At 67.5% G+C, this 23,022-nt stretch carries 15 protein-coding genes; 14 read left to right on the top strand and 1 reads right to left on the bottom strand.

The window, feature by feature from the left end:
* The first annotated feature begins 17 nt into the window (after window positions 1-17).
* From RN729_RS02700 to RN729_RS02680, 5 genes are all read left to right on the top strand, one after another.
* On the top strand, window positions 18-1,208 hold the full coding sequence (locus RN729_RS02700; RefSeq protein ID WP_310782134.1) for an ATP-binding protein: 1,191 nt from the start codon (window positions 18-20) through the stop codon (window positions 1,206-1,208).
* Between the two features lie 49 nt (window positions 1,209-1,257).
* Complete coding sequence (locus RN729_RS02695; RefSeq protein WP_310782133.1) at window positions 1,258-2,976, top strand: N-6 DNA methylase; 1,719 nt, start codon at window positions 1,258-1,260, stop codon at window positions 2,974-2,976.
* Window positions 2,969-5,254 (top strand): sensor histidine kinase, encoded by a 2,286-nt coding sequence (locus RN729_RS02690; protein WP_310782132.1) that lies wholly within the window; start codon window positions 2,969-2,971, stop codon window positions 5,252-5,254. Before RN729_RS02695 ends, RN729_RS02690 begins: the two co-directional genes overlap by 8 nt.
* Complete coding sequence (locus RN729_RS02685) at window positions 5,251-6,426, top strand: hypothetical protein (protein ID WP_310782131.1); 1,176 nt, start codon at window positions 5,251-5,253, stop codon at window positions 6,424-6,426. The genes RN729_RS02690 and RN729_RS02685 overlap by 4 nt, the downstream gene beginning before the upstream one ends.
* A gap of 1,063 nt (window positions 6,427-7,489) precedes the next feature.
* Window positions 7,490-8,479 carry an aminotransferase class IV gene (locus RN729_RS02680; RefSeq protein WP_310782130.1) on the top strand — a complete coding sequence of 330 codons (990 nt, stop codon included), beginning with the start codon at window positions 7,490-7,492 and terminating at the stop codon, window positions 8,477-8,479.
* On the opposite strand, the gene RN729_RS02675 is transcribed toward RN729_RS02680, so the two are convergent.
* Window positions 8,464-9,000: a hypothetical protein gene (locus RN729_RS02675; protein WP_310782129.1), complete on the bottom strand. Its 537-nt coding sequence runs from the start codon at window positions 8,998-9,000 to the stop codon at window positions 8,464-8,466. The genes RN729_RS02680 and RN729_RS02675 overlap by 16 nt on opposite strands.
* 365 nt (window positions 9,001-9,365) lie before the next feature.
* Between RN729_RS02675 and RN729_RS02670 the strand changes: the two genes are divergently transcribed.
* The 9 genes from RN729_RS02670 (at window position 9,366) to RN729_RS02630 (ending at window position 23,011) form a co-directional block, all read left to right on the top strand.
* The gene (locus RN729_RS02670) at window positions 9,366-10,268 is read left to right on the top strand and encodes an alpha/beta hydrolase (protein ID WP_310782128.1); all 903 of its coding nucleotides are present in this window, start codon (window positions 9,366-9,368) and stop codon (window positions 10,266-10,268) included.
* A 50-nt stretch (window positions 10,269-10,318) separates the two neighbouring features.
* Window positions 10,319-11,755, top strand: a complete 1,437-nt coding sequence (locus RN729_RS02665; protein ID WP_310782127.1) for a deoxyribodipyrimidine photo-lyase — start codon at window positions 10,319-10,321, stop codon at window positions 11,753-11,755.
* Between the two features lie 117 nt (window positions 11,756-11,872).
* Complete coding sequence (locus RN729_RS02660) at window positions 11,873-14,314, top strand: glutamine amidotransferase (protein WP_310782126.1); 2,442 nt, start codon at window positions 11,873-11,875, stop codon at window positions 14,312-14,314.
* The gene (locus RN729_RS02655; RefSeq protein WP_310782125.1) at window positions 14,311-15,360 is read left to right on the top strand and encodes a hypothetical protein; all 1,050 of its coding nucleotides are present in this window, start codon (window positions 14,311-14,313) and stop codon (window positions 15,358-15,360) included. Before RN729_RS02660 ends, RN729_RS02655 begins: the two co-directional genes overlap by 4 nt.
* Window positions 15,351-18,035, top strand: coding sequence for a tetratricopeptide repeat protein (locus RN729_RS02650; RefSeq protein WP_310782124.1), 2,685 nt, complete (start codon window positions 15,351-15,353; stop codon window positions 18,033-18,035). Before RN729_RS02655 ends, RN729_RS02650 begins: the two co-directional genes overlap by 10 nt.
* Complete coding sequence (locus tag RN729_RS02645) at window positions 18,032-18,853, top strand: DUF4159 domain-containing protein (protein WP_310782123.1); 822 nt, start codon at window positions 18,032-18,034, stop codon at window positions 18,851-18,853. The genes RN729_RS02650 and RN729_RS02645 overlap by 4 nt, the downstream gene beginning before the upstream one ends.
* Before the next feature lie 39 nt (window positions 18,854-18,892).
* On the top strand, window positions 18,893-19,981 hold the full coding sequence (locus RN729_RS02640) for a MoxR family ATPase (RefSeq protein ID WP_310782122.1): 1,089 nt from the start codon (window positions 18,893-18,895) through the stop codon (window positions 19,979-19,981).
* A 16-nt stretch (window positions 19,982-19,997) separates the two neighbouring features.
* Window positions 19,998-20,924, top strand: a complete 927-nt coding sequence (locus RN729_RS02635; protein WP_310782121.1) for a DUF58 domain-containing protein — start codon at window positions 19,998-20,000, stop codon at window positions 20,922-20,924.
* Window positions 20,921-23,011, top strand: a complete 2,091-nt coding sequence (locus RN729_RS02630; protein WP_310782120.1) for a BatA domain-containing protein — start codon at window positions 20,921-20,923, stop codon at window positions 23,009-23,011. Before RN729_RS02635 ends, RN729_RS02630 begins: the two co-directional genes overlap by 4 nt.
* The last annotated feature ends 11 nt before the right edge of the window (window positions 23,012-23,022 follow it).

Raw genomic sequence — 23,022 nt, 5'->3', positions numbered from 1 at the left:
TCACCCGAGAGCACGATTTGAGCCGCGTCCGGCTGCTGCTGGGAGAGTTCCCCGTCGTCGCCCTGCTGGGCGCGCGGCAGGTGGGGAAGACCACGCTCGCCCGGCAACTGGCGGCGGCGTATTCCGAGCCCGTGGCTTGGTTCGACCTGGAGGATCCCGCCGATCTAGCACGGCTGGAAGATCCCGGGCTAGAACTGCGGCCGCTCGCGGGCCTCGTGGTTCTGGACGAGGTCCACCGGCTGCCCGACATCTTCCAGCTCCTGCGCGTCCTCGCGGACCGCCCCGGTCCTCCGGCCCGCTTCCTCGTGCTGGGAAGCGCTTCGCCCGAACTTCTGCGGCAGACGTCGGAGTCGCTCGCCGGCCGCGTCGCGTTCCACGAACTCGACGGCTTCGGCCTCGCCGAGGTGGAGGACTTGGAGCGACTCTGGCTGCGCGGTGGATTCCCGCGCTCGTACCTCGCCCGGTCCGAACCCGCCAGCCGCCGCTGGCGCGACGGGTTCATCCGTACGCTCTTGGCACGGGACCTCCCGGAACTCGGGAGCACCATCCCATCGGCGACGCTCCGCCGCTTCTGGGCGATGCTCGCGCACTGGCACGGACAGATCTGGAATGGCGCCGAGTTCGCGCGCGCCTTCGGCGTCTCCCACGCGACGGTCCGGCGGTACCTTGACCTCTTGACCTCGGTCTTCGTGGTGCGGCAGCTCCAGCCCTGGTTCGAGAACATCAGCAGGCGCCAAGTGCGATCCCCGAAGGTCTACATCGGCGACTCGGGCATCCTGCACGCGCTGCTCGGGCTTACCAACCGGACGGATGTCGTGTCGCATCCCAAGGTGGGGGCCTCGTGGGAAGGGTTTATCATCCAGCAGATCGCCCATCTGCTGCGGGCGTCGCCGGAGCGGTGCTTCCACTGGTCCACGCACACGGGGGCGGAACTCAACCTCCTCGTGATGGACGGAGCGCGGCGCTACGGCTTCGAGGTCAAGCGCTCGGAAGCGCCCCGGCTCACTCGATCCATGCGGTCGGCGCTGGAGACGCTGAACCTCGACCGCCTTGATATCGTCCACGCTGGTATGCGACGATACCGACTGGCCCGGCGTGTCCGCGCGCTTCCCGCGGCGGAAATCGTCTCGATCCTGTACGGCGATAGGGATCCCGCCGGTCCGACAAGTGGCTTGGTCGGGTTGGCACCCGCTTCAGATTCCTCGTAGCGTTACGGGGCTTACCGCTTCCGCCCCGCACGGACCTTCGAGGGAGGCCATGACTCCAACCGTGGTTGAAGAGCAGGCCGCGCCAGAGGTTGCGTCCGGTACGACACCTGATGCGCAGTCAACCTTGGCGGGCTCACAAGTCAGCCGTCGTCGGCGCTTGGGCGCGTACTACACGCCCCGTGACGTAGCGACTACGATGGCTCGGTGGGCTTTGGGCGACCGAACCGGACCACTCCTCGACCCAAGCTACGGAGGCTGTGCCTTCGTGGACGCGGCCGCTCACGTACTCGCGGAGCGCGGCATCGAAGGCCCATATGAGCAATTGTACGGAGTTGACATTGATGGCGCTTGCGCCGACGCGGTGGAATCCGACGCGCGTCTCGTCGATGCCAACTTCACGACCAACGACTTCCTGAAGACATCGCCCGCTCAGTTGTCGCCGGATCCGTTCGCGGCCATCGTGGGCAATCCACCGTATGTCCGACACCACTGGATGACGGAGGAGCAGCGCGAGACCGCACGGATCGTGGCCGCCGCCTCGCCACTAAACTTGCCCGCCACAGCCAGCCTCTGGGCTTATTTCCTTCTCCACTCCTTGGAATACCTCGCCGTCAACGGGCGACTCGCGATGCTCGTGCCGGAGGCGATCCTTCAGGCCGACTACGCCGAGCCGGTGCGCGCGGTCCTCCGCCAGCGGTTTTCGACCACTCGCTTGGTCCACATCCGCGAGCGCTTCTTCGAAGGCACCGAAGAAGCAGTCGTACTCGTGGCATGTTCCGGTTTCGGAGAGTGTGGCGAGTCGAGAGAAGCGGCAGTCGATTCCGTCGAAGAAATTGAGTCCGCGCTCGCACGTTCGGACGGATCCCGCGAAGCGCAGTCCGCACTCGTGCGCGGGCGAAGAATCGATTCTGCGGTGCTCGCCCTACTGCGTCGGCTTGAAGAGGGTCCAGAGTTTCGGCGTGTCTCGGAACTCGCCACCGTGCGCGTCGGCATCGTAACGGGAGCCAACGGCCACTTCATTCGATCTCGGCGTAACCTTGACGAGTTGGGCGTGCCGGAACCCTCGCGCCATCCCATCGTAGCGCGCACGCGGTGGCTTACAGGTTTGGCCTTGGACGCCGACGACCACGAGCGTCTCGCGAAGAACGGAGGTCGGGCCTTCTTGGTCCGCCCCCCGGAGAACGGCGGAAGTGCCGAGGTCGAGCGATGGATCGACGAGGGTGTTCAAAACGGTGTCGAGCAGAGATACAAGTGTGCGCTCCGGGACGACTGGTTTCAGATCGATCTCCCCGATCCGCCAGATGCATTCGCTACCTGCGCACGATTGGGCCCTCCGTTGTTGGTCCTCAACCGAGGGGGTTTCCATTGCACCAACACGATGCACTGGGTCGGCTGGAAAGAGGGTCTTCCTGTTGAGCCGGAGGCCGTAGCCGTGGGATTCCTCACGAGTGCCGTCGGTCTCTGGGCGGAACTCTACGGCCGCCGTTACGGAGGCGGTGTACTCAAGATCGAGCCCGGCACGCTGAACCGCCTCCCGGTCCCATTGGTCCCAAGCGCCGAGTGCGCGTTTGAGCCGATCCATCGCCTCCTTCGGGCGGGTCGTGAGGAGGAGGCAAGGTCCTTGGCCGATAAGCATGTACTCCGTGCTGGGCTCGGGCTGAGTGCAGCCGACATCAACACTCTTCGAGAACAGCGCAGGAAGTTGATGAAATGGCGTCGCCCCTTCCGCACGCGCGCCCCGGCTTCCGAGATTCATCCGAATGTCTAGCGTCACGGAAGACCCGCGGTTCACGGTTGACACTCACCTGTTCCGGGAACTCGGAGAACTCCTCGTCGGGCGAGATTCGACTGCCTTGATCGAACTCATCAAGAACTCCTACGATGCCGACGCCACCGAGGTCCTAGTCCATGGCGAGTCCTTGGATGATCCTCGCAGCGGTCGAATTGTAGTGACGGACAACGGCGTCGGCATGACTCGCGACCAGTTTATCTCCGGTTTCCTGAGGGTCGCATCCCGGTTCAAGGAACTGGGTACAAGGCGCTCGACGAGGTTTGGACGACGCTACACAGGCGTGAAGGGGATCGGTCGCTTGGCCGCCCACAAACTGGCCAGAAGGCTGGAGGTCGAGAGCGTTACTTCGGGAACGAGTCCTACTGCGCTGCACGCAGTCATTGACTGGGACAAGATTGAGGGATTCGAGACCCTCGATGACATCCCGCCCGGCACGATTTTGTTCGGTGAGCGGGCGGCGCGTCCCGATGCCCTATCCGGGACGACCCTTACGTTGTCGCAGTTAAGGCGAAAGTGGACTGAGTCCGAGCGATCCAGGTTCTTGGCGGAGATCTCGTCATTTCAGGCTCCGGATTTCATCCGAGATCCTTTGCCAGAAAACGTGATTCCTGCGCCGCTTCTCTTCGAACGTCCCGAAGTGCGAGACATCGGCGCACCGGTCGAATCTTCGCCCTTAGCCGGATTTCGAGTGGTCCTCGACGGCGACTTTGAGACGGGAGACGACTACTGGGAGCTGGTGGCGGACTTGGCGACTTGGGTTGTGGAGATGCGTGCCGCCCCGGGCAGCAGCAACGTCGTCTACGCGATCGCGCCGACCCGCCGGACCCTTGAGGAGAATCCCGACGCGCGGGGCTACTCCAACTCCTTGCACCGTACCATCTCATCGCCGTGCTTTGACGCACGGATCTTGATTCGCGAGGGTCACTTAAGAGCGAGACAGGATCAGCGAGTGTGGGCAGCGAGAGCCAGTGGTGTTCATGTGTTCCTCGAGGGGTTTCGAGTCCTTCCGTATGGTGATGACGACTGGCTATCGATCGACTCCGACTACACTCGCCGCCCCCGCCAACTGGAACTGCTTCGCGACCTAGACTTCAGCGCCGAGTGGGGCGATAAGGATGTAGACGCGGGGCTGACTCGCCTACCGAAGAACAACTACTTCGGCGGCGTCTTCCTGACTCAGGAACACGCCCCAACTCTACGAATCTTGGTCAACCGGGAGGGGTTCGTGCCGGAGGCAGGGTTCCTCGCGCTCGTCGATCATGTTCGCACTGGAGTGGACTTATGCACCCGCGTGCGAGCAGCCGCCGGTCTTGCGGAGCGCCAGAAACGGGCCGCAATTCGAGCGGCCGCTCGGGAGGCGAAGCTGTCCACAGCTGCTACCCGATCCCTCCGTGTCGAGATCGAGGACGCCAAGGGGGTCATCAAGGAGATCCATTCTCTTCTAAGCCAACGCGACCTCGAAGGGGCCGAGTCCCTCATCGATAGGGCAGCCGTGGCGCTGGAGCACGTTAGGGACCGGGCCGACACCATCATATGGGAGGGGGCCATGCTCCGCATCTTGGCGTCGGTCGGAACTCAGATGGCCGCCTTCGTACACGAGGTCAATGGCGTGCTCGGCACGGCGCAGACCTTGGATCAATCGCTCAAGGTCATTCTCGAAGAGGGGGCGCTGCTAGGCGAGGAGCGAAGGCGCCTGCAGGGGGCGTGGCGTGTCGCGGTGGATCTTCGGCAGACCGTGGAGCGGCACGCCTCATATCTGACGGATGTAGTGTCTGTGAACGCCAGACGGCGACGGTCGCGACAGTCCATCGCTGAACGATTCGATTCCGCCGTTCGGTTGGTCCGGCACTCCGCCGAACGGTACCATGTTGAGATACTCTCCGACATTCCGCCGGCCCTGAAGTCACCGCCGATGTTCCCGGCCGAATTGTCAACGATCTTCGCAAATCTATTGACCAATGCAGTGAAGGCGGCGAAGCCTGAAGGCCGCATCCACGCTTCGGCCGCTTCCGATTCCAAGGGTGTGCGCGTGCGAGTACAGAATACGGGTGTTGCGGTCGCCCTCGCTGAGGCTGAACGCTGGTTCCGACCCTTCGAGTCCACCACCGATAGCCCGGATTCAATGCTCGGCCAAGGTATGGGCTTGGGCCTCACCATCACCCGCAGCATGCTTGAGTATTACGGCTTAGGTGTGCAGTTTGTCGAACCTTCGCCGCCTTACGCCACAGCCGTGGAAGTCAGGTTCTCGAAATGATCCAACGCTCCAAGACATCGCACGATCCCGGCGGCAAGCCCTTTGTGCTGATCGTTGACGATTTTCCAGATGATGTCCGCAATAAAATGATAAACGCCTTCGACGGCCGGGCGGACATCGAAGTACTCCATCCGTCGGACATAGATACCGCCGACCTTGAACGAGCCAATCTTGTGCTCGTCGACTACAAGCTCGACGACTGGTCGGGGCGCGATCGGCAGGACGCGCCGTTCCGGATCCAGACAGGCTTGGCGCTAGCCACCGTCTTGCGTGAGCTAGTTGACCAGAAGCCCGCGGGCCCGGGAGGCACGCCGCCATCGACGCAACGGGCGGCATTCGCCCTACACACCGCCCGCTTGGCCGAGGCCAAAGGTAGGATTCGGCTTCCCAGTTCTAGCGCCCGTCATGTCTTGGCCCGCCTGAATAACTTGGAGTGGGTCTTTGAGAAGCAGGACTCACGGCGGGTCGAACAGATGCTTGAGCTTGCGCGCGCAACGCGCAAGCTTCCTGCAGAGTGGCCGAGTGATCCCCGCGATTCGGAATCTCAAGCGGAACGCCTATTGGGATTGGCCGAGGGGATCGGCTGGTACGAGCGGTGCTGGCGGGACGTGCGGGAATGCCAGCCTCCCATTCATGAGCTTGCCGGAGGAGCTGGCAGCGTTCTTTTCCTTCGATGGCTCCTCCATCAGATTCTTCCATTTCCTAGTTTTCTTTGGGATGAACATTGGCTGGCCGCCCGCCTTCGGTTAAGGCTAGATGACCTGCGCAAACTCCTTGTGTCGGATTCTGCCTTGAGGAGAGATCTCAATGATCGAAGATACTCGGGGCTTCTCGCAGATTTTCTCGGCGATCGGTGGTGGCGGGGCGCTATAGAGGACTACGTTTGGCAACTTACGGCCGGATCCAGCGGAGACTCAGGCGAGTTCGGAATAGCGCTCCGCGAGAAAGCGGGCAAGGAGTTAGATCTGCTTGAAATCAGCCGGCCAGTCGTATGCTTGGACGAGAACCTCCAGCCGTCTGGACGATTCACCTCCCCGTCGGATGCGGTCAACGTACGCCCAGATCACTGGCCGGCATTCGCAGAGTCGGCATGGATGAGAATATCCACGGTGGAGGAGGTTCCTGAGATGCGAGCCATCGTCGACCCTCTCGACGAATATCGAATAGCATAAGACATGTCAGGACTTTACTTCAACATCGCGGAGCTTGCCAGAGAAGCGAACGATTTCAAGAAAATCGCCGCACCTGTCCTCGACCGAAACACGGTCTGGCGTCTGGAACAGTTCTCCGCGCACATCGAGGGAATCCGAAGTACAACGGGCGCCCACATTAGACCCTTTGAGTTGGAAGGCCTCTGGACGAAGCCGACTCTCACCTACGATCGTAGTCCGGGGCGGCCAGTGCGAGCGTGTATCGACGGGATCTGGGAGATTTCGCGCGTAGAATCAGAGGGAAGCCGGCGTGGAAGGCGACAACGGGAGCGTACGAATCGAAACGTTCGTCTAATTTCGTTCTCGGGTAAGGCATCCCTGCGGATCGCCATCTATGAAGACGACGCGGAAGAGGATTGGACGCCTCCACCGGTATCGTGTGATGATCTGGGTGAGCGGGGAACTAACAAATGTAGCCGTCTCGCGATGTGGCGAATCGAACTCGGCAGGCTAGGAGCGCCCGGGCCGTACTTCCACATGCACGCTTTGGGAGACCGTGATAGTCCGCCGTTCCCGAAATGGTTGCCGATTCCGCGACTGCCGAGTTATTTCGTCACGCCGATGGGGGCGTTGGAATTCTGCTTAGGAGAACTCTTCCAGGACGAATGGAGGAGGAGAGTAGAGGAGAGCACGGCGCCCGTCAGTTCTTGGTGTTCAATGCAGGAACGACGACTCGGCCGGCTCCTACATTGGTTGCGGTGCTGCGCGATTCAAAGCGGCAACGCGTCAGCGTGGATGAACCTGAAGAGAGCGACGCCGCCAGAGGACTTGTTCGTTCGGGAACGAGGGACGTGTGCCGTGTGCGGGGGTGGTTGAACTATGAGGCTGAGCGATCCGTTGTGCTTCGATTAGAGGGATTCGCTACGGCGATAGCGGTGCGATGACTTGACGTAGATGTCTGCTTCGCGGGCGTGCAGCGGCGAGCATTGAGCCTCGAGTCCAGTTTGCGGTGGGTGTCGGCAAGGGGACTGATGCGGACCTCCGGAGGAGCCGGGGGTCAAGGACCGTCAGATTGGGACATGAGGTGCGGCAACCCTTCAACGAACGAAACCGCGATCTCATCGTCAACGTCAACGGGACGCTGGTCCACCGGGACGAGGCCGGCATCAGCCCCTTCGACTCGGTGGTGCAGGGGGGCGATGCCGTCTGGGAGGGGCTGCGCCTGTACGACGGCCGCATCTTCAAGCTGCGGGAGCACCTCGCCCGGCTCCGGTCCTCGGCCCTGGCGCTCGCCTTCGCCGAGATCCCCCCGGACGAGGAGATCATCGAAGAGATCCGCCGGACGCTCGCCGCGAACGGCATGCGCGACGGGGTGCACATCCGGCTCACGCTGACGCGGGGCGTGAAGGTCACCAGCGGAATGGATCCGCGCCTCAACCGGTCGGGCCCCACGCTCATCGTGCTCGCCGAGCACAAGGCGCCGGTATACGAGCGGGCGGGCCTCAAGCTGATCACGAGTTCGCTGCGCCGCTTCGGGCCCGACACGCTGGATCCGAAGATCCACCACGCGAACCTCCTGCAGTCGATCCTGGCCAAGATCGAGGCGAACGCGGCCGGGGCCGATGACGCGCTGATGCTCGACGGCAACGGCTTCATCGCCGAGACGAACGCCACCCATCTCTTCTTCGTGCGCGACGGCGTCGCGATGACGAGTCGGACCGTCGCCTGTCCCGAGGGGATCACCCGCGCCACGGTGCTCGAACTCTGCGCGGAGCACGACATCCCGAGCCGGGTGAAGGATCTCTCCCTCAACCGAGGCCTACCGCGCCGACGAGGCGTTCTGCACCGGCACGATGGGAGAACTCGCGAGTGTGACGGAAATCGACGGACGGATCATCGGAGACGGGTCGCCGGGGCCGCTCACGAAGCGGCTCGGCGACCTCTACCGGGATGTCACCGTGCGCGAAGGAGTCGTCGTGGTTGGCCGCGAGACCTGGTCAGCTTAGCGGGCGCGTCGATCCTTCGTCCGTCCACTTCCGTCCGGGCCGGGCTTCGCGACTATTCGGGACTGTAGGGCAACGATGAGTGATGAAGATTGATCTTCAAATCACCGCCAACAAGGACGTAGCCAAAGGTGTATTCGACCTTCGTCTCGTTGCCGTCCGGGCCGGTGAAGTAGTAGTTGCCCATGGCCATTGCGGAGGCGTCGTTGGTGTAGATGCCGTTGTTCTCCCACCGAACGTTGGTCCAGCCCGAGATTGCGAACCCCTTGTCTTCCGTTCCGTCTTGCCCAATGAAATAGCTCAGAGCTTCCTCAAATGTCTCACGGAACTGATCTTCCGCTGCCATGGTCGGCTTGAACATGACGTTGGTCTCGCCATATGCATAAAGATCATTGATGTGTTCCGTTGCACGGGCGGCATAGTCGCCGCCATCGGCATGGGTCCTGGCGATCGCGACAATACCCGCGCCCCAGGCATTCTGTGCATCAATGACAGCCTGTTCGGAGATCTGTTGCGCCGCAGCTGACGTCGCAATGGCGGCAAATGCGAGGCTCGAAGCCGCGGCCAGAACAAGGTGTAGTTCATTCTTCATGATGGGTGTCTTCTCTTTCGTGAAATAGCTGGTTCTCTTCCCGCGTCGGACGATCGAGAGGGTACCGGAAAGCGATTGCCTCGGCAAGATCGGAAGGGAGTGAAGCTTGTATTGGTCTCCCTTGTCTTCTCCTCCGTCAACGACGCGACGCATTGAGACACCAACCAGGCGGAGTGGACCCCGGAAAAGTCAGAAGCGGACCGCCGTAGTGCGATGCACCCGCGCGGTGGACCTCCGCGATGGCCAGGGGGCCGGCGTCCGGCCATTCGACTCGGAGGTGGGGGGACGTCGACGGCGCGCGCGAAGGTGTTGGCTCGCCATCGGTGCGCCGCGCGCGTATCATCCGGCGCGAAAGGAGGGGTGCGATGACGAGTCCGGAATGGCGGGTCCCGAAGCCGCTCGACACCGTCGAAATCGAAGCGACCGGCGGCGCTCCCATCATGCTTCGGCGTCACGGGGACGTGAAAGGGCCGCGGCTCATCCTCAGCCACGACAATGGGCTCGCGATCGACCTCTATTACCCGTTCTGGTCGCGCCTCGTGTCTCGCTTCGAGTTGATCGTCTACGACCTCCGCAGCCACGGCCGGAACCCGACGGCCGACCTCGCCCACCACAACGTCGCGACCTTCACGGCCGACGAAGGGCGCATCCGGGCGAGCATCGAAGAGCACTTCGGTGCGAAGCCCGCGGTCGGCGTGTTTCACTCGCTGTCGGCGATGGTCGCCCTCAACCACGATCCGCCGGGGCTCGGGTACGCGGGGCTCGTCCTCTTCGACCCGCCCATGTACCTGGCCGATGGCGATCACTACGGCATCGACACGCTCTGGCGGCGGCTGGGCATGCTGGCCCGGCATCGCCAGCCCCGGTTCGCCACGCGGGAGGAGTTCGCCGAAGAGTTCCGGCGTTCGTGGGTGTTCGAGTTCACGCAGCCCGGCGTGGAGCACCTTGCCGCCGACGTGTTGCTCCAGCCCGCGTCGGACGGCGACGGGTATGAACTCCGCTGCCCGCGCGAGTTCGAGGCGCAGGTGTTCGACTACGGATTCGCGTACGCCTTCGAGCCGGATACGACGAACTTTGCCTGTCCCGTGAAGGTGATCGGCGGCGACCCGAGCGTCGAGTTCTCCTCGCTGCCCAGCGTCGACCTCGAGGGATTGATCGGGTGGGACTACGACTTCATCCCGCACACGACGCATTTCCTGCAGCTGGAGAACCCCGAGGAGTGCGTCTCGACGATGATCGCCTTCCTCGAACGCGAGGGCCTCGCGTAGACGGCCCCGCCCCGCCCGAGCCGAGGCGCCGCGCGCCGCAGACCGCTCCGGTGGTCGTCTGGTTTCGGCGGGATCTGCGCCTTCACGACAACCGCGCCCTTGCCGAAGCCGCCAGCTTGGGGCGGCCCGTCGTCCCTCTGTTCGTGCTGGATGAGGAGAGCCCACGCGTCCGGCCTCTCGGCGGGGCGTCCCGCTGGTGGCTGCACCAGAGCCTGCACGCGCTGGCGGAAGATCTCGCCGGATTGGGCCTCTCCCTCCGCCTGCGGCAGGGTCCGGCGTCCGACGTCATCCCGAAGGTCGTGCGGGAAACCGGTGCCGGCCGCGTGGTGTGGAACCGGTGCTACGAGCCAGCGTCCGTTGCGCGCGACACGAAGATCAAGACGACGCTTCGCGCCGACGGTGTGGAGACGGAGAGCTACGCGGGTTCGCTCCTCAGCGAGCCGGGCGAGATCCTGACAGGTCAGGGGACGCCCTACAAGGTCTTCACCTCATTCTGGAAGCGGCTCCGAGAGTGCTACCGGGCGCCACCGCCGCATCCGGCGCCGAAGCGGCTGGCCCCCGGCCCCGCGATCGCCAGCGACCATCTCGACGACTGGGGGCTGCAGCCCACGGCGCCCGATTGGGCCGAAGGGCTCCGAGAGACCTGGGAGGTGGGGGAGACCGCGGCCCGGCGGCGGCTGGCCGACTTTATGGCGGACGGCGTCGAACGATACGGAATCGACCGCGACCGGCCGGACCTGGAAGGCAGTTCACGCCTCTCACCGCACCTGCACTGGGGTGAAATCGGGCCGCACCAGGTGTGGCGCGCCGCGGCGCCCCTGATCGAGGCCGATGCGCCGGGAGCAAGCGGCCACGAAGCGCTCCTCCGCGAACTCGCGTGGCGCGACTTCAGCCATCACCTGCTGTCCGATTCTCCGCACATGGAGACGGACAACTGGCGCACCGCCCTCGACCGCTTCCCGTGGGGCGACGATCCGCAGGCGCTCGCCGCTTGGCAGCAGGGGCGCACCGGCTACCCGATCGTGGACGCTGGGATGCGCGAACTCTGGCACACCGGCTGGATGCATAACCGCGTGCGCATGATCACAGCGTCCTTCCTGACGAAGGACCTGCTGATCCACTGGCGGGACGGCGAGGCGTGGTTCTGGGACACGCTCGTCGACGCCGACCTCGCCAACAACGTCGCCAACTGGCAGTGGGTCGCCGGCTCGGGCGCCGACGCGCAGCCCTTCTTCCGCATCTTCAACCCCATCAGGCAGGCCGAAAAGTTCGATCCGGCCGGCGCCTACGTGCGCCGCTGGGTGCCGGAGATCGCGCGCCTCCCCGACCGCTGGCTCCACCAGCCGTGGGAAGCCCCACCGAACGCGCTCAGCGAAGCCGGCGTCGAACTCGGCCGCGACTACCCACCCCCCATCGTCGACCACGCCGCCGCCCGCGAGCGGGCCCTGCAAGCCTACGAGAAGACGCGTCGGCGGCCGCAAACGTGACGAGGACGGCAGATGGGCAACGATCGTCCGGCTGGCCTTGTTTCTAAGAGGGATACCTGACTGGTAGGTTGGATCGCCGACAGAGACCGCGTTCGGAAGGGAAGGGTCAGCGACCGCGTGTTCGAGTTCCTCTTCAAATACCGACCCGTCGTGTTCGAACGCGGCGATCTCTCCCTCGCCGCCCCCTCGTGGGGGGTGGTCCTCGCCTTCCTCGGGGTCGGCGCCGTCGTCTGGTTCGCGCTCGAATACCGCCGCGTCGGACCCACGGTGGAGGCGCGGGACCGCTGGGTGATGATGGGACTGAGGGCGACCGCGCTGGGAGTCCTCGCCTTCCTCCTGATGCGGCCCGTTCTCCTCGTCTCGACCGTCGTCCCGCGGCGGAACTTCGTGGCGATCCTCCTCGACGATTCCCGGAGCATGCGGGTGGCGGATGAAGACGGGGAGACGCGCGCGCAGCGGATGCTCGACCTCTTCGGCGGCGAAGAAGAGGATCCGGCGGGAGGGACGGGCGATCCGCCTGCCGATCCCCTGGCCGCAGACCCGGGCGTGGCGGGTTCCGCGGCCATGGATCCGGCGCCCGCGGAGCCCGCCGACAGGCAGGCGTTCGCGACGCAGCGGGGCGAAGGCGCGCTCCGGCAGGCGCTCGAGGACCGCTTCCGGCTGAGGATGTACGGGTTCGACTCCGATGCGGACCGCATCGACGCTGCGGGCGAGATGGCCTTTACGGGCCCCCGCACGAACCTCGCCGCGGGGCTCACCCGCGTGCAGCAGGAGATGGCCGGACTCCCGCTCTCCGGGATCGTCGTCGTCTCCGACGGCGCGGACAACGATGACGAAGCGACGCCGCCGCTTTCGGAGGCGCTGCTCTCGGCGCGCGCCGCGGGGATCCCCATCTACACGATCGGGATGGGTTCGGAGCGCATCGCCCCCGACGTCGAGGTGCGCCGCGTGGAAGTGCCTCGCGCGGCCCTGGAAGGGACGACGATCGTGGCCGACGTCATCGTCTCCCACGCGGGTCTGGGCGGACGCACGGTGCGGCTCGATGTGGAGGACGAAGGGCGCATCGTGGGCACGCGCGATCTCACGCTCGGGCCGGACGGCGAGGAAGCGGTGCAACTCCAGTTCACCCTGGAGGAGTCGGGGCCCCGCGCCATCCGTTTCTTCGTGGATCCGCAGGAGGGAGAGGCCCTGACCGGCAACAACGAGCGCCAGGTTCTGGTGGAGGTCGGGGACACGCGCCGCAAGATCCTCTACTTCGAGGGCTCGCCGCGCCCGGAGAACAAGTTTTTGCGCCGCGCCGTGGCGGACGATGAGAACCTGCACGTCGTCACGCTCCTGAGGACAGCCGACGAGAAATACCTGCGGCTCGACGTGGAGGGGCCGGGCGAACTCGCCGGCGGGTTCCCGGACACGCGCGAGGAGTTGTACGAGTACGACGGGCTGATCCTAGGAAGCGTGGAGGCGAGCTTCTTCACGCACGACCAGTTGCAGATGATGGCGGATTTCGTGGGACAGCGAGGGGGCGGACTCCTCGTACTGGGCGGGCGGCGGTCGCTGGGGGAGGGCGGCTACACGGGGACGCCGCTGGCCGACGCCCTGCCGGTGGTGCTCGGAGGAGCCGGCGAACCGGACGTGCTCGAGGTGTCGGCCGAACTCACGTTGGCCGGCCGCCGGCACGCGGCGATGAGGATCGCGGAGGCCGCCGAGTCTTCCGCCGAGCGCTGGACGGAGCTTCCGCCCCTCACCTCCGTGAACCGGGTGTTCGAGCTGAAACCGGGAGCCGTCGACCTCCTCCGGGGCGTGCCGGCCGAGGGAGAACCGCGCATGCTCCTCGCGCACCAGAGGTACGGGCGCGGGACGTCGATCGTGTTCGCCGCCCAGGATTCGTGGCTGTGGCAGATGCACGCGGACATCCCCCTGGAGGACGAGACGCACGAGACGCTGTGGCGGCAGCTGCTCCGCTGGCTCGTGCACGACACGCCCGGGCGCGTCCGTCTCGACTCGGGCGACGATGTCGTCCCGATGGGGGAGCCGCTGCGGATCCGGGCCGAGGTGGAGGACGAACGGTACCTGCGCGTGAACGGGGCGGACGTCGTCGCCACGGTGACCGGGCCGGGCGGCGTCGCGTCCGAGGTCCGGCTCGACTGGACGGTCGAGCGCGATGGCGAGTACGAGGGACGTTTCGTGCCGCCGGAGCGGGGGCTGTACAGCGTGCAGGTCCGCGCTGCGGGAGCCCGAACCGGGGGCCCGGGGGCCGGGGCCGAGACGAGCCGCGACATCGCGGAAGGCGGGAGTTTCTTCCGGGCGGGGACGCCCCGGATCGAGGAGTTCGGAGCGGGGCGCCGGACGGAACTCCTGCGCCGGATCGCCGACGAGACGGGGGGCCGGTTCTACACGGCGGATGACGCGCAGGTGCTGGCCGACGAGATCCGCTACACGGAGAGCGGCGACACCGTGTACGAGGAGCGCTCGCTGTGGGACATGCCCATCCTCTTTCTGCTCCTGGCGGGGCTGCTCGGTGGGGAGTGGGCGTACCGCCGACGGAAGGATCTCGCGTGACCCGCGGCGTGCGAGCCGTCGCGCTCACCGCGGCGCTGATTCCCGCGGCCCTGTTCGGCGTCGGCGGCCTCGCGGGCCTCCCGGCCGCACCCCAGGCGGCGACCGCCGCGCCGCGGACGCACGTGCTCGTCGTCACCGGCCTCGGGGGCGCGCCCGAGTACTCCGAGCAGTTCCGGACGGAAGCCGAGTCGCTTCTCGACGCACTCGACCAGCGTCTCGGCGTTCGCGAGACCGTCGCGTGGCTGGCGGAGGACGAGGCGCTCTCCCCCCGCGTCGCGGGCCGGGCCACCCTGGAGGCCGTCGAGCGGGAGGTGCTCGCCATGGCGAGCCGGGCCGGGCCCTCCGACGTGGCGCTCATCCTCCTCCTCGGCCACGGGAGCGGCCGCGGCGAAGAGTCGCGCTTCAGCCTGCCCGGCCCGGACCTGTCGGGGGACGCGCTCTCGATGTGGCTCCACGCGTTCCCGACGCAGACCGTGGCGGTCGTGAACGCGGCGAGCGCCAGCGGCGGGTTCGTGCCCGCGGTCGCCGGTGAGCGGCGGATCGTCGTGACGGCCACGCGCTCCCCCCGCGAGCGCGAGCGAACCCACTTCGGCGGCTTCTTCGTCGACGCCTTCGCCCTCGACGAGGCGGACGTGGACAAGGACGAACGGGTGTCGCTGCTTGAGGCGTTCCGCTACGCGACGGGCGAGGTCCGACGCCGGTACGAGCGGGACAACGAGATGCTGACCGAACACGCCCTGCTGGACGATGACGGGGACGGCGAGGGATCGCTGGAACCGACTCCGGACGGACCCGATGGTGCGCTGGCGAACCGGTTCTTCCTCGCCCAGGCGCCGGCCGCGCTGGCGGGGGCGGCGGCGGACGACCCGGCCGTGGCCGCGCTACTGGCGCGGAAGCGCGAGGTGGAGGATGGGATCGCGGCGCTCCGCGCGCGTCGCGACGAGATGGCGGAGGAGGAATACGACGCGCAACTCGAGACGCTCCTCGTCGAACTCGCCCGGCTCAACCGCGCCATCCGCGAGGGCGGGAGCGTCCCGTGCGCCTGACCCCGCGCCCGCCCGTCCGGTCGACCGCGCGCCGAATGCGGTTCGCGCGCCCGGCGCTGGCGCTGGCGCTCGTGCTCCTGGCGCCGACATCGGGGCGCGCGCAGGAGCGTTCGGATGCGGAGGGGGGCGGCGGACCGCTCGCCGCGGCGCTCGAGGCGCACCAGACCGGCGACTATGGGCAGGCGGTCGCGGCTTATCGGTCGGCGGCCCGTGCCGGGGGCGAGTTCCCGGCCTCCGCGCGCGGATGGGCGCGCGCGCTCGCCGCGACCGGCGAGTACGAGTCCGCGCTCGAAGCCCTCGACCGGGCCGCCGCGCGCGCCCCGGGCGGAGCGAACGCGGACACCGAACTTGCCCGCGCACGCGGGCGCCAGTTGTACGCGCTCGGACGCCTCGACGAAGCGGAAGCGCACTTCCGCCGGGCCATCGAAGGCCGGGCCAGCGACGCGCAACTCGCGCGGCTCGACCTGGGACGCCTTCTCTTCGACCGCGGCGCGCGCGAGGAAGCCCTCGCCCTGTTCGACGGGTTCATCGACTTCTACAATCGCGCCCGCCGCCTCGAAGCCGACGAACTGCGCGCCGTCGGAGCCGCCCTCACGTACCTTGGCGCCCGCGACCCCGACCTCTTCCACGACGCCGTGCGCGCCTTCGAGGAGGCCATCGAAGCGGATCCCGGCGACCCCGAGCCGCGCATCGACCTCGGTCTCCTCTTTCTCGACAAGTACGACAGCTTCGAGGCCGGGCCGCTGATCGATGAAGCGCTGGCCCGGAACCCGGCCCACGCGCGCGCCCTCCTGGCGAAGGCGCGCCGCGCGAAGTTCGACGGCTCCTCCGAAGCGCTTGAACTCGCGCAGCAGGCGCTGGAAACGAACCCCCGTCTTACCGAAGCCCGCGCCTTCCTGGCGCGACTCTACCTCGAACTCGAGGATGTGGATGAGGCCGAAGCGGAGGCCCGGCGCGCGCTGGAGACGAACCCCCTCTCCCTCTCCGCGTGGACGGAAATCGCGGCGGCCGCCCACCTGCGGGGAGATGCGGCCGCCTTCGCGGAGGCGCGCGACCGCGTCCTGCGGCTGGATCCGCGGCACGCCGGCCTCTACGTCGCCCTCGCCCAGGTTGCCTACCGCACGCACCGCTACGCCGATGCGGTCGCGTTCGCGCGGCAAGCCGTGGCCCTCGATCCGCTGTCCTGGCCCGGAATGGCGGAACTCGGCCTTAACCAGCTCCGCGTCGGCGACCTGGAGGCGGGGCACGCGACGCTCGAGGCCTCCTTCGAGGGCGATCCCTTCAACGTGTGGGTGTTCAACACGCTCGACCTGCTCGAGGAGCTGGCCGGGTTCGAGACGGTGGAAAGCCCGCGCTTCGTTTTCTCCATGCACCCGAAGGAAGCGGGCGCCCTCTCCATCTACGCCACGGCGCTCGCCGAAGAAGCCTACGACGCCATGCGCGCCCGCTACGGGTACGAGCCGCCGACCCCGATCTCGGTCGAGGTCTACGACCGACACGCCGACTTTTCCGTGCGCACGGTCGGACTCGCGGGCATCGGCGCGCTCGGCGTGAGCTTCGGCTCCGTCCTCGCCATGGACTCCCCCGGTGCCCGCCCCGGCGGCGCCTTCAACTGGGGCTCGACGCTGTGGCACGAGATCTCGCACGCCTTCACCCTCGGCTACACCGAGCACCGCATCCCCCGCTGGCTCTCCGAGGGGCTCGCGGTCCTCGACGAGCGGCACGCGCGCGAGGGGTGGGGATCCGACGTGGACCCCGGCTTCCTCGCCGCCTTCCGGGACGAGCGGCTGCCCTCGCTCGAGCGCTTCAACTACGGCTTCGTGCGGCCCGCCTACCCCGGGCAGGTGCAGCACGCCTACTACATGGCCTCCCTCCTGTGCGAGATGATCGAGACGACGCGCGGCTTCGACGCCGTACTCGCCATGCTCGCCGGATACCGCGACGGGCTGGAGACGCCGGAGGTCGTGGAACGGGCGCTGGGGACGACGCTCGCGGGCCTCGACCGTGAGTTGCGGGACTACATCGAGACCCGCTTCGGCCCGACGCTGAAGGCGCTGGGCACCCCCGAAGCCGGGACGCCGCCCGGCCCGGACACCTTCGCCGGACTGCTCATGGCGGCGGCGGAGGCACGGCGGGCGGGCCGCACGGAGGAGGCGATGCGGGCGCTGGAGAGGGCGCACGAGGTCTTCCCCGAGTACGCAGGAGCCGACGCGCCGATCCTCATTCTCGGGCATCTCCGCCGTGAGGCCGGCGACTTCGCGGGCGCCGCGGAGGCCTACCGAACGTATACCGCCCTCAACGAGAACCACTTCGAGACGCACCTCGCCCTCGCGGACCTCGAGCAGGCGCTCGGGAACGATGCGGCCGCCCGCGAGACGCTGGAGCGCGCGATCTGGATCGACCCCTTCCACCTGGACGTGCACGCGCGGCTCGCCTCCGGCTACGAGGCGGTCGAAGCGTGGCCCGAGGCGGTCCGCGAGCGGCGGGCGCTGCTGGCGCTCGCGCCGGCCGATCCGGCGGAGGCCCACTACCGGCTCGCCCTCGCGCTGCACCGGGGCGGGGACGCGCGCGGCGCCCGGAGCGCGGTCCTCGATGCCCTGGAGATCGCCCCCAACTTCGAGGCCGCGCTCGATCTCCTGCTCGAGATCCGCGGCGACCCGGAGGGCGGGAGATGACCGCGCGCTCCCGACGCCTGGTCGCTCGACCCCCCGTCGCCCGACCCCTTGCGACCGGCGGCCTAGCCGCGCTGCTCACGCTGCTCGCGGTCGCCGACCTCGAGGGCCAGCGCCGGCGCGGACGGGGAGGCGGCGGGTTCGGGGACGACCTCGCCTCCTACCAGGAGTACAACACGCCCTACACCGGCGAGTTCACCTTCGTCCGCCTCTACTACCGCGGCGGCTGGGGCTGGAACCCGGGGTGGTCGCACGACTGGCCCATAGCCGAGCGCAACTTCGCCGAGATCATGGACGCGCTCACGACGATCGGCCCGCGCAAGGGCGGTGGCAACGTGCTCGCCATGGACGACCCGGACCTGTTCAAGTTCCCCGTCGCGTACCTGTCGGAACCCGGCGGCTGGACGATGAACCAGGTGGAGGCCGACAACCTGGGCAACTATCTGCGCAAGGGCGGGTTCCTCATCATCGACGACATGGGAGGCAGGCGGGACCTGGAGAGGACGAGGCAGGGGCTCCAGATCCTGCTCCCGGGACTCCGGCTTGAACGGCTCGACGACAGCCACCCGATCTTCGACTCGTTCTTCCACCTGAGGCAGGAGAACATCGAGATGCCGCATCCCTACCGCGGCGGCGTGGCGAGCTACTGGGGCGTCTTCGAGGACAACGACCCCGAGGGCCGCCTTATGGTCATCGTGAATCACGACAACGACATTGGCGACTACATGGAGTGGTCGGACCGGGGGTTCGTCCCCATCGCCCTCTCCAACGAAGCGTACAAGCTGGGCGTCAACTACGTGGTATACGCCCTCACACACTGAACCGACGCACTGAATCCACCGAACCCGGAAGGAGCCGGCATGGAAGCCGACCCCCGCTGGATCGACGCGCCGGACCGGACGCCGGAGCACGCGCCGGACCCGGTCCCGGATGCCGCGCCCGAGGCGGTCCCCGACGACGCCGAACTCGCCGACCGCCTGCGCGAGAGCGCCGACGCCGTCCGCGCGGAACTCAAGAAGGTCATCATCGGCCAGGACGATGTCGTCGAGCAGGTCCTGATCTCGCTCTTCGCCGGCGGCAACAGCCTCATCGTCGGCGTCCCCGGCCTCGCGAAGACGCTCCTCATCCAGACGCTCTCCGACGTCCTGCACCTGAGCTTCAACCGGATCCAGTTCACGCCGGACCTCATGCCGTCGGACATCACCGGGACGGACATCATCCAGGAGGACCCGGAGACGGGGCAGCGCAAGCTCGTCTTCATGAAGGGACCGCTGTTCGCGCACGTCGTGCTGGCCGACGAGATCAACCGCACGCCGCCCAAGACGCAGGCCGCCCTCCTCGAGGCGATGGAGGAGAAGCAGGTGACGATCCAGGGCCGGACCTACGGCCTGCCCGAGCCCTTCTTCGTCCTCGCGACGCAGAACCCGATCGAGCTGGAGGGGACGTATCCGCTGCCCGAGGCGCAGCTCGACCGCTTCATGTTCCAGATCAACATCGGTTACCTGCCGGAGGATGAGGAGCTGGAGGTCATCCTCCAGACGACGACGACCGCGGGCGAGCCTCCCGGCGCGGTGCTGTCGGCGGAGGCGATCGCGGGCTTCCAGCACCTGGTGCGGAAGGTGCCGATCTCCGAGCCGGTCGCGCGCTACGCCGTCCGGCTGGCCCGCCGCACCCGCCCCGGACGCGACGACGCCCCCGACTACGTGAAGCAGTACGTGGCCTACGGGGGCAGCGTGCGCGCGGCGCAGTATCTCGTGCTCGGCGGCAAGGCGCGGGCCCTGCTGCGGGGCGAGATCAACGTGTCGTTCGATGACGTGCGCGCGCTCTGCGCTCCCGTCTTCCGCCACCGCGTGCTGACTAATTTCCATGCGGAATCCGAGCGGGTCTCGACGGACGATCTCGTCGAACGGCTCCTCGACGACGTGAAGCCGCCGAAGTCGGGGATGTAGGGGAGGGGGCCGGATCGTGCGGGCGAGAATCGCTTCGAGGACGGTGCCGGGGACGCAGTTCCTCGATCCGGCGGTGCTCACCCGGATCGGGAACCTCGAACTCGTGGCGCGTTCCGTGGTCGAGGGCTTCATCGCCGGGGCACACGGGTCGCCCTTCCTCGGGCTGTCGCTCGACTTCGCGGCGCACCGCCAGTACCTGCCCGGCGACGACATCCGCAAGATCGACTGGAAGGTGTACGGACGCACGGACCGCCACTACATCAAGGAATACGAGGCCGAGACGAACGCGAACGTCTTCTTCGCGGTGGACGCTTCCCGTTCCATGGATTACGGCTCGCGCGGGATCACGAAGCTCGACTATGCCCGCTACCTGACGGCCTGTCTCGCCTATCTCTCCGCGAGCCAGCGCGACCGCGTGGGCGCGGCGATCTTCGATGAGAAGCTGATCGAGTACATCCCCCCCTCCGTCCGGCACCGACGCCTGATCCTGGCGGCGCTCGACCGCGTCCGGGCCGAGACGGCGGGCGATCTGACGCGGCCCTTGACGCAGGTGGCCGAGAGCCTGGCCCGGAAGGGTATCGTCGTTCTCGTCTCCGACCTGTACACCGAACCGAAGACGGTCCTCGACTCGGTGGGGGCGCTCCGCAGCAAGGGGCAGGACGTGATCGTGTTCCAGATCCTGGACCCGGCCGAGGTCGACTTCCCGTTCGAGGCGGCGCGCTCGTTCGAGGACCTGGAGACGGGAGAGCGGCTCCCGGTGACGCCCGACGTGATGCGCGAGGAGTACCTCTCCCTGGTGAAGGGGCACGTGGGCGAGATCTCGAAGCGGATGATCGAGCGGGCGATCGACCACGAACTCATCGTCACGTCGACGCCGCTCGACGCCGTGCTCTTCCGCTACCTGTCGCACCGGTCGCGGCGCCTGAAGGGCAAGGACCGATGAGTTTCCTGACCCCGTGGTTCCTGGCCGGGCTCGGGCTCCTCTCGATCCCGATCATCATCCACCTCACCCATCGACAGCGCAGCCGGGTGACGGTGTTCCCGTCGCTGATGTTCCTCCGGAAGCTGCCCTTCAAGACGATGAACCGGCAGCGGATCCGGCATCCCCTGCTCTTCGCCCTGCGCAGCATCGCGGTCATCCTCCTCGCGCTCGCCTTCTCCCGGCCGTTCTTCGACTCGGTGGCGGAGGTGGAGGCCGGTTCGGCCCGCGACATCGTCATCCTCCTCGATGTGTCGGCGAGCCTGGGCTACGAAGGGCGCTGGGAGGCGGCCCTCGATTCCGCGCGCGCCGTACTCGACGGTCTCGGGGAGGGGGATCGCGTCGCGGTGGCGACGTTCGACGAGCGGGCGCGGGAGCGGGTGCCGTTGACGCTCGACCTCGTCGCCGCCCGGGACGCCCTGGCGGATCTGTCGACGACCGACCTGGGGACGCGGCTCGAGGCGGGCATCCAGCTTGCCGGACGGATCCTCGCGGAGTCCGAAGACCGGAGGCGGGAGGTGGCGCTCGTCTCGGACTTCCAGCGCACGGGGTGGGAGGACGGCGGCCGGGTGCGGCTTCCCGATGGGGTGTCGCTGCGGGCGGCGAGCGTCGCGCCGGAGGAGGCGGCGAACGTCGCGCTCGCGGAGGCGGCGGTGCGCGCCGCGGGAGACGGACGCGTCCGGCTCCTGACGCGGCTCGCGAACATGGGCGACGCGCCGGTGGAGGGGCTCCCGGTGTCGCTCGAGATCGCCGGGCGGACGGTGGCGACGATCGCGGTGGACATGCCGCCGCGCGGAACCGGGACGGCGGTGTTCGACGACCTTGCCCTCCCGGAAGGACGAAGCCGCGGGCGCCTCACGATCCCGGAGGACGGGCTGGCCATCGACAACGAATTCCGCTTCATGGCGGCGCCCGAAGCCGGGTTGCGCACGCTCATCCTGGAGAACAACCGCAGGGCGTCGGACGGGAGTCTCTTTCTTGAGCGTGCCCTCGAAATCGGCGACGCGCCCCGCATCGGGACTTCGCGGACGCCGGCCACGGGGCTCGATGCCGCCGCGCTGTCGTCGGCGGACTTCGCGATCCTCAACGATGCGGACCTCGCCGACGCGGGCCGGGCCGGCCGGCTGCGCGAGTGGGTGAGCGACGGCGGGGGCCTGCTCATCGTCCTCGGGCGGGATGCGAACATGAATCGGTGGTCCGACGCCGGACTCGAACTGCTCGGCGCCGGCCTCGGCTCCCTCGTGGATGCGGCCGATGGCCGCAGGCTGTCGTGGCTCGACTACGACCACCCCGTGTTCGAACTCTTCTCCGGCCCTCGCAGCGGGGATTTCTCCGGTGCGCGCTTCGAACGATTCTGGAGCCTGGAGCCTGCCGAGGGCACGGCGGTGGTGGCCCGCTTCGACAGCGGTGAACCCGCCCTGCTCGACCGTCCGGTGGGCGAGGGCCGCGTGCTGGTCTGGACGTCGACCCTCGACCGTTTCTGGAACGACCTCGCTCTGCAGCCCGTCTTCCTGCCCTTCGTGCACCGGCTGGCGCTCCACGCCACCGGATACCGGGAGCCGGAACGCTGGATCGAAGCCGGGGGCGTGCTCGAACTCACCGCTCTTGTCGGAGCGGGCGGGGCGGGTCCCGCGGGGCTCGCCGGGGCCGAGGCCGAGTGGGTCCTGGTAGATCCGGACGGCGACCGGCAGCCGGTGGAGGTCGGCGAAGGGCCGACGTGGATCGAGTTTCCCCGCGCCGGTTTCTACCAGGTGGCGCTCCGGGACGACGCCGGCCGTGCGACCACCGTGGCGGTCAACCCTCCGATGACCGAATCTGACTTGGCGTCGGTGGCGACGGAGCGCGTGGTGGAGGCCGTGGCAGGGGTCGCGCCGACGGCGGCGGGAACCGCCGGGGAGGACGGCGCGGTGGCGGACGAGGAAACGGTGCCGCGGCGCGCGGAACTCTGGTGGGTGCTCCTGCTGCTCGCGGGGCTCGTACTGGGGGCGGAGAGCGTGCTGGCGAACCGCTGGACGCGCCGGCGTCCCGTGTCGGGGCTGGCAGGGGCTTGAGGAGGATGACG

The sequence above is a fragment of the Candidatus Palauibacter polyketidifaciens genome (assembly GCF_947581785.1).
Lineage (GTDB): Bacteria > Gemmatimonadota > Gemmatimonadetes > Palauibacterales > Palauibacteraceae > Palauibacter > Palauibacter polyketidifaciens.
This window is presented reverse-complemented; position numbering and strand designations above follow the sequence as displayed.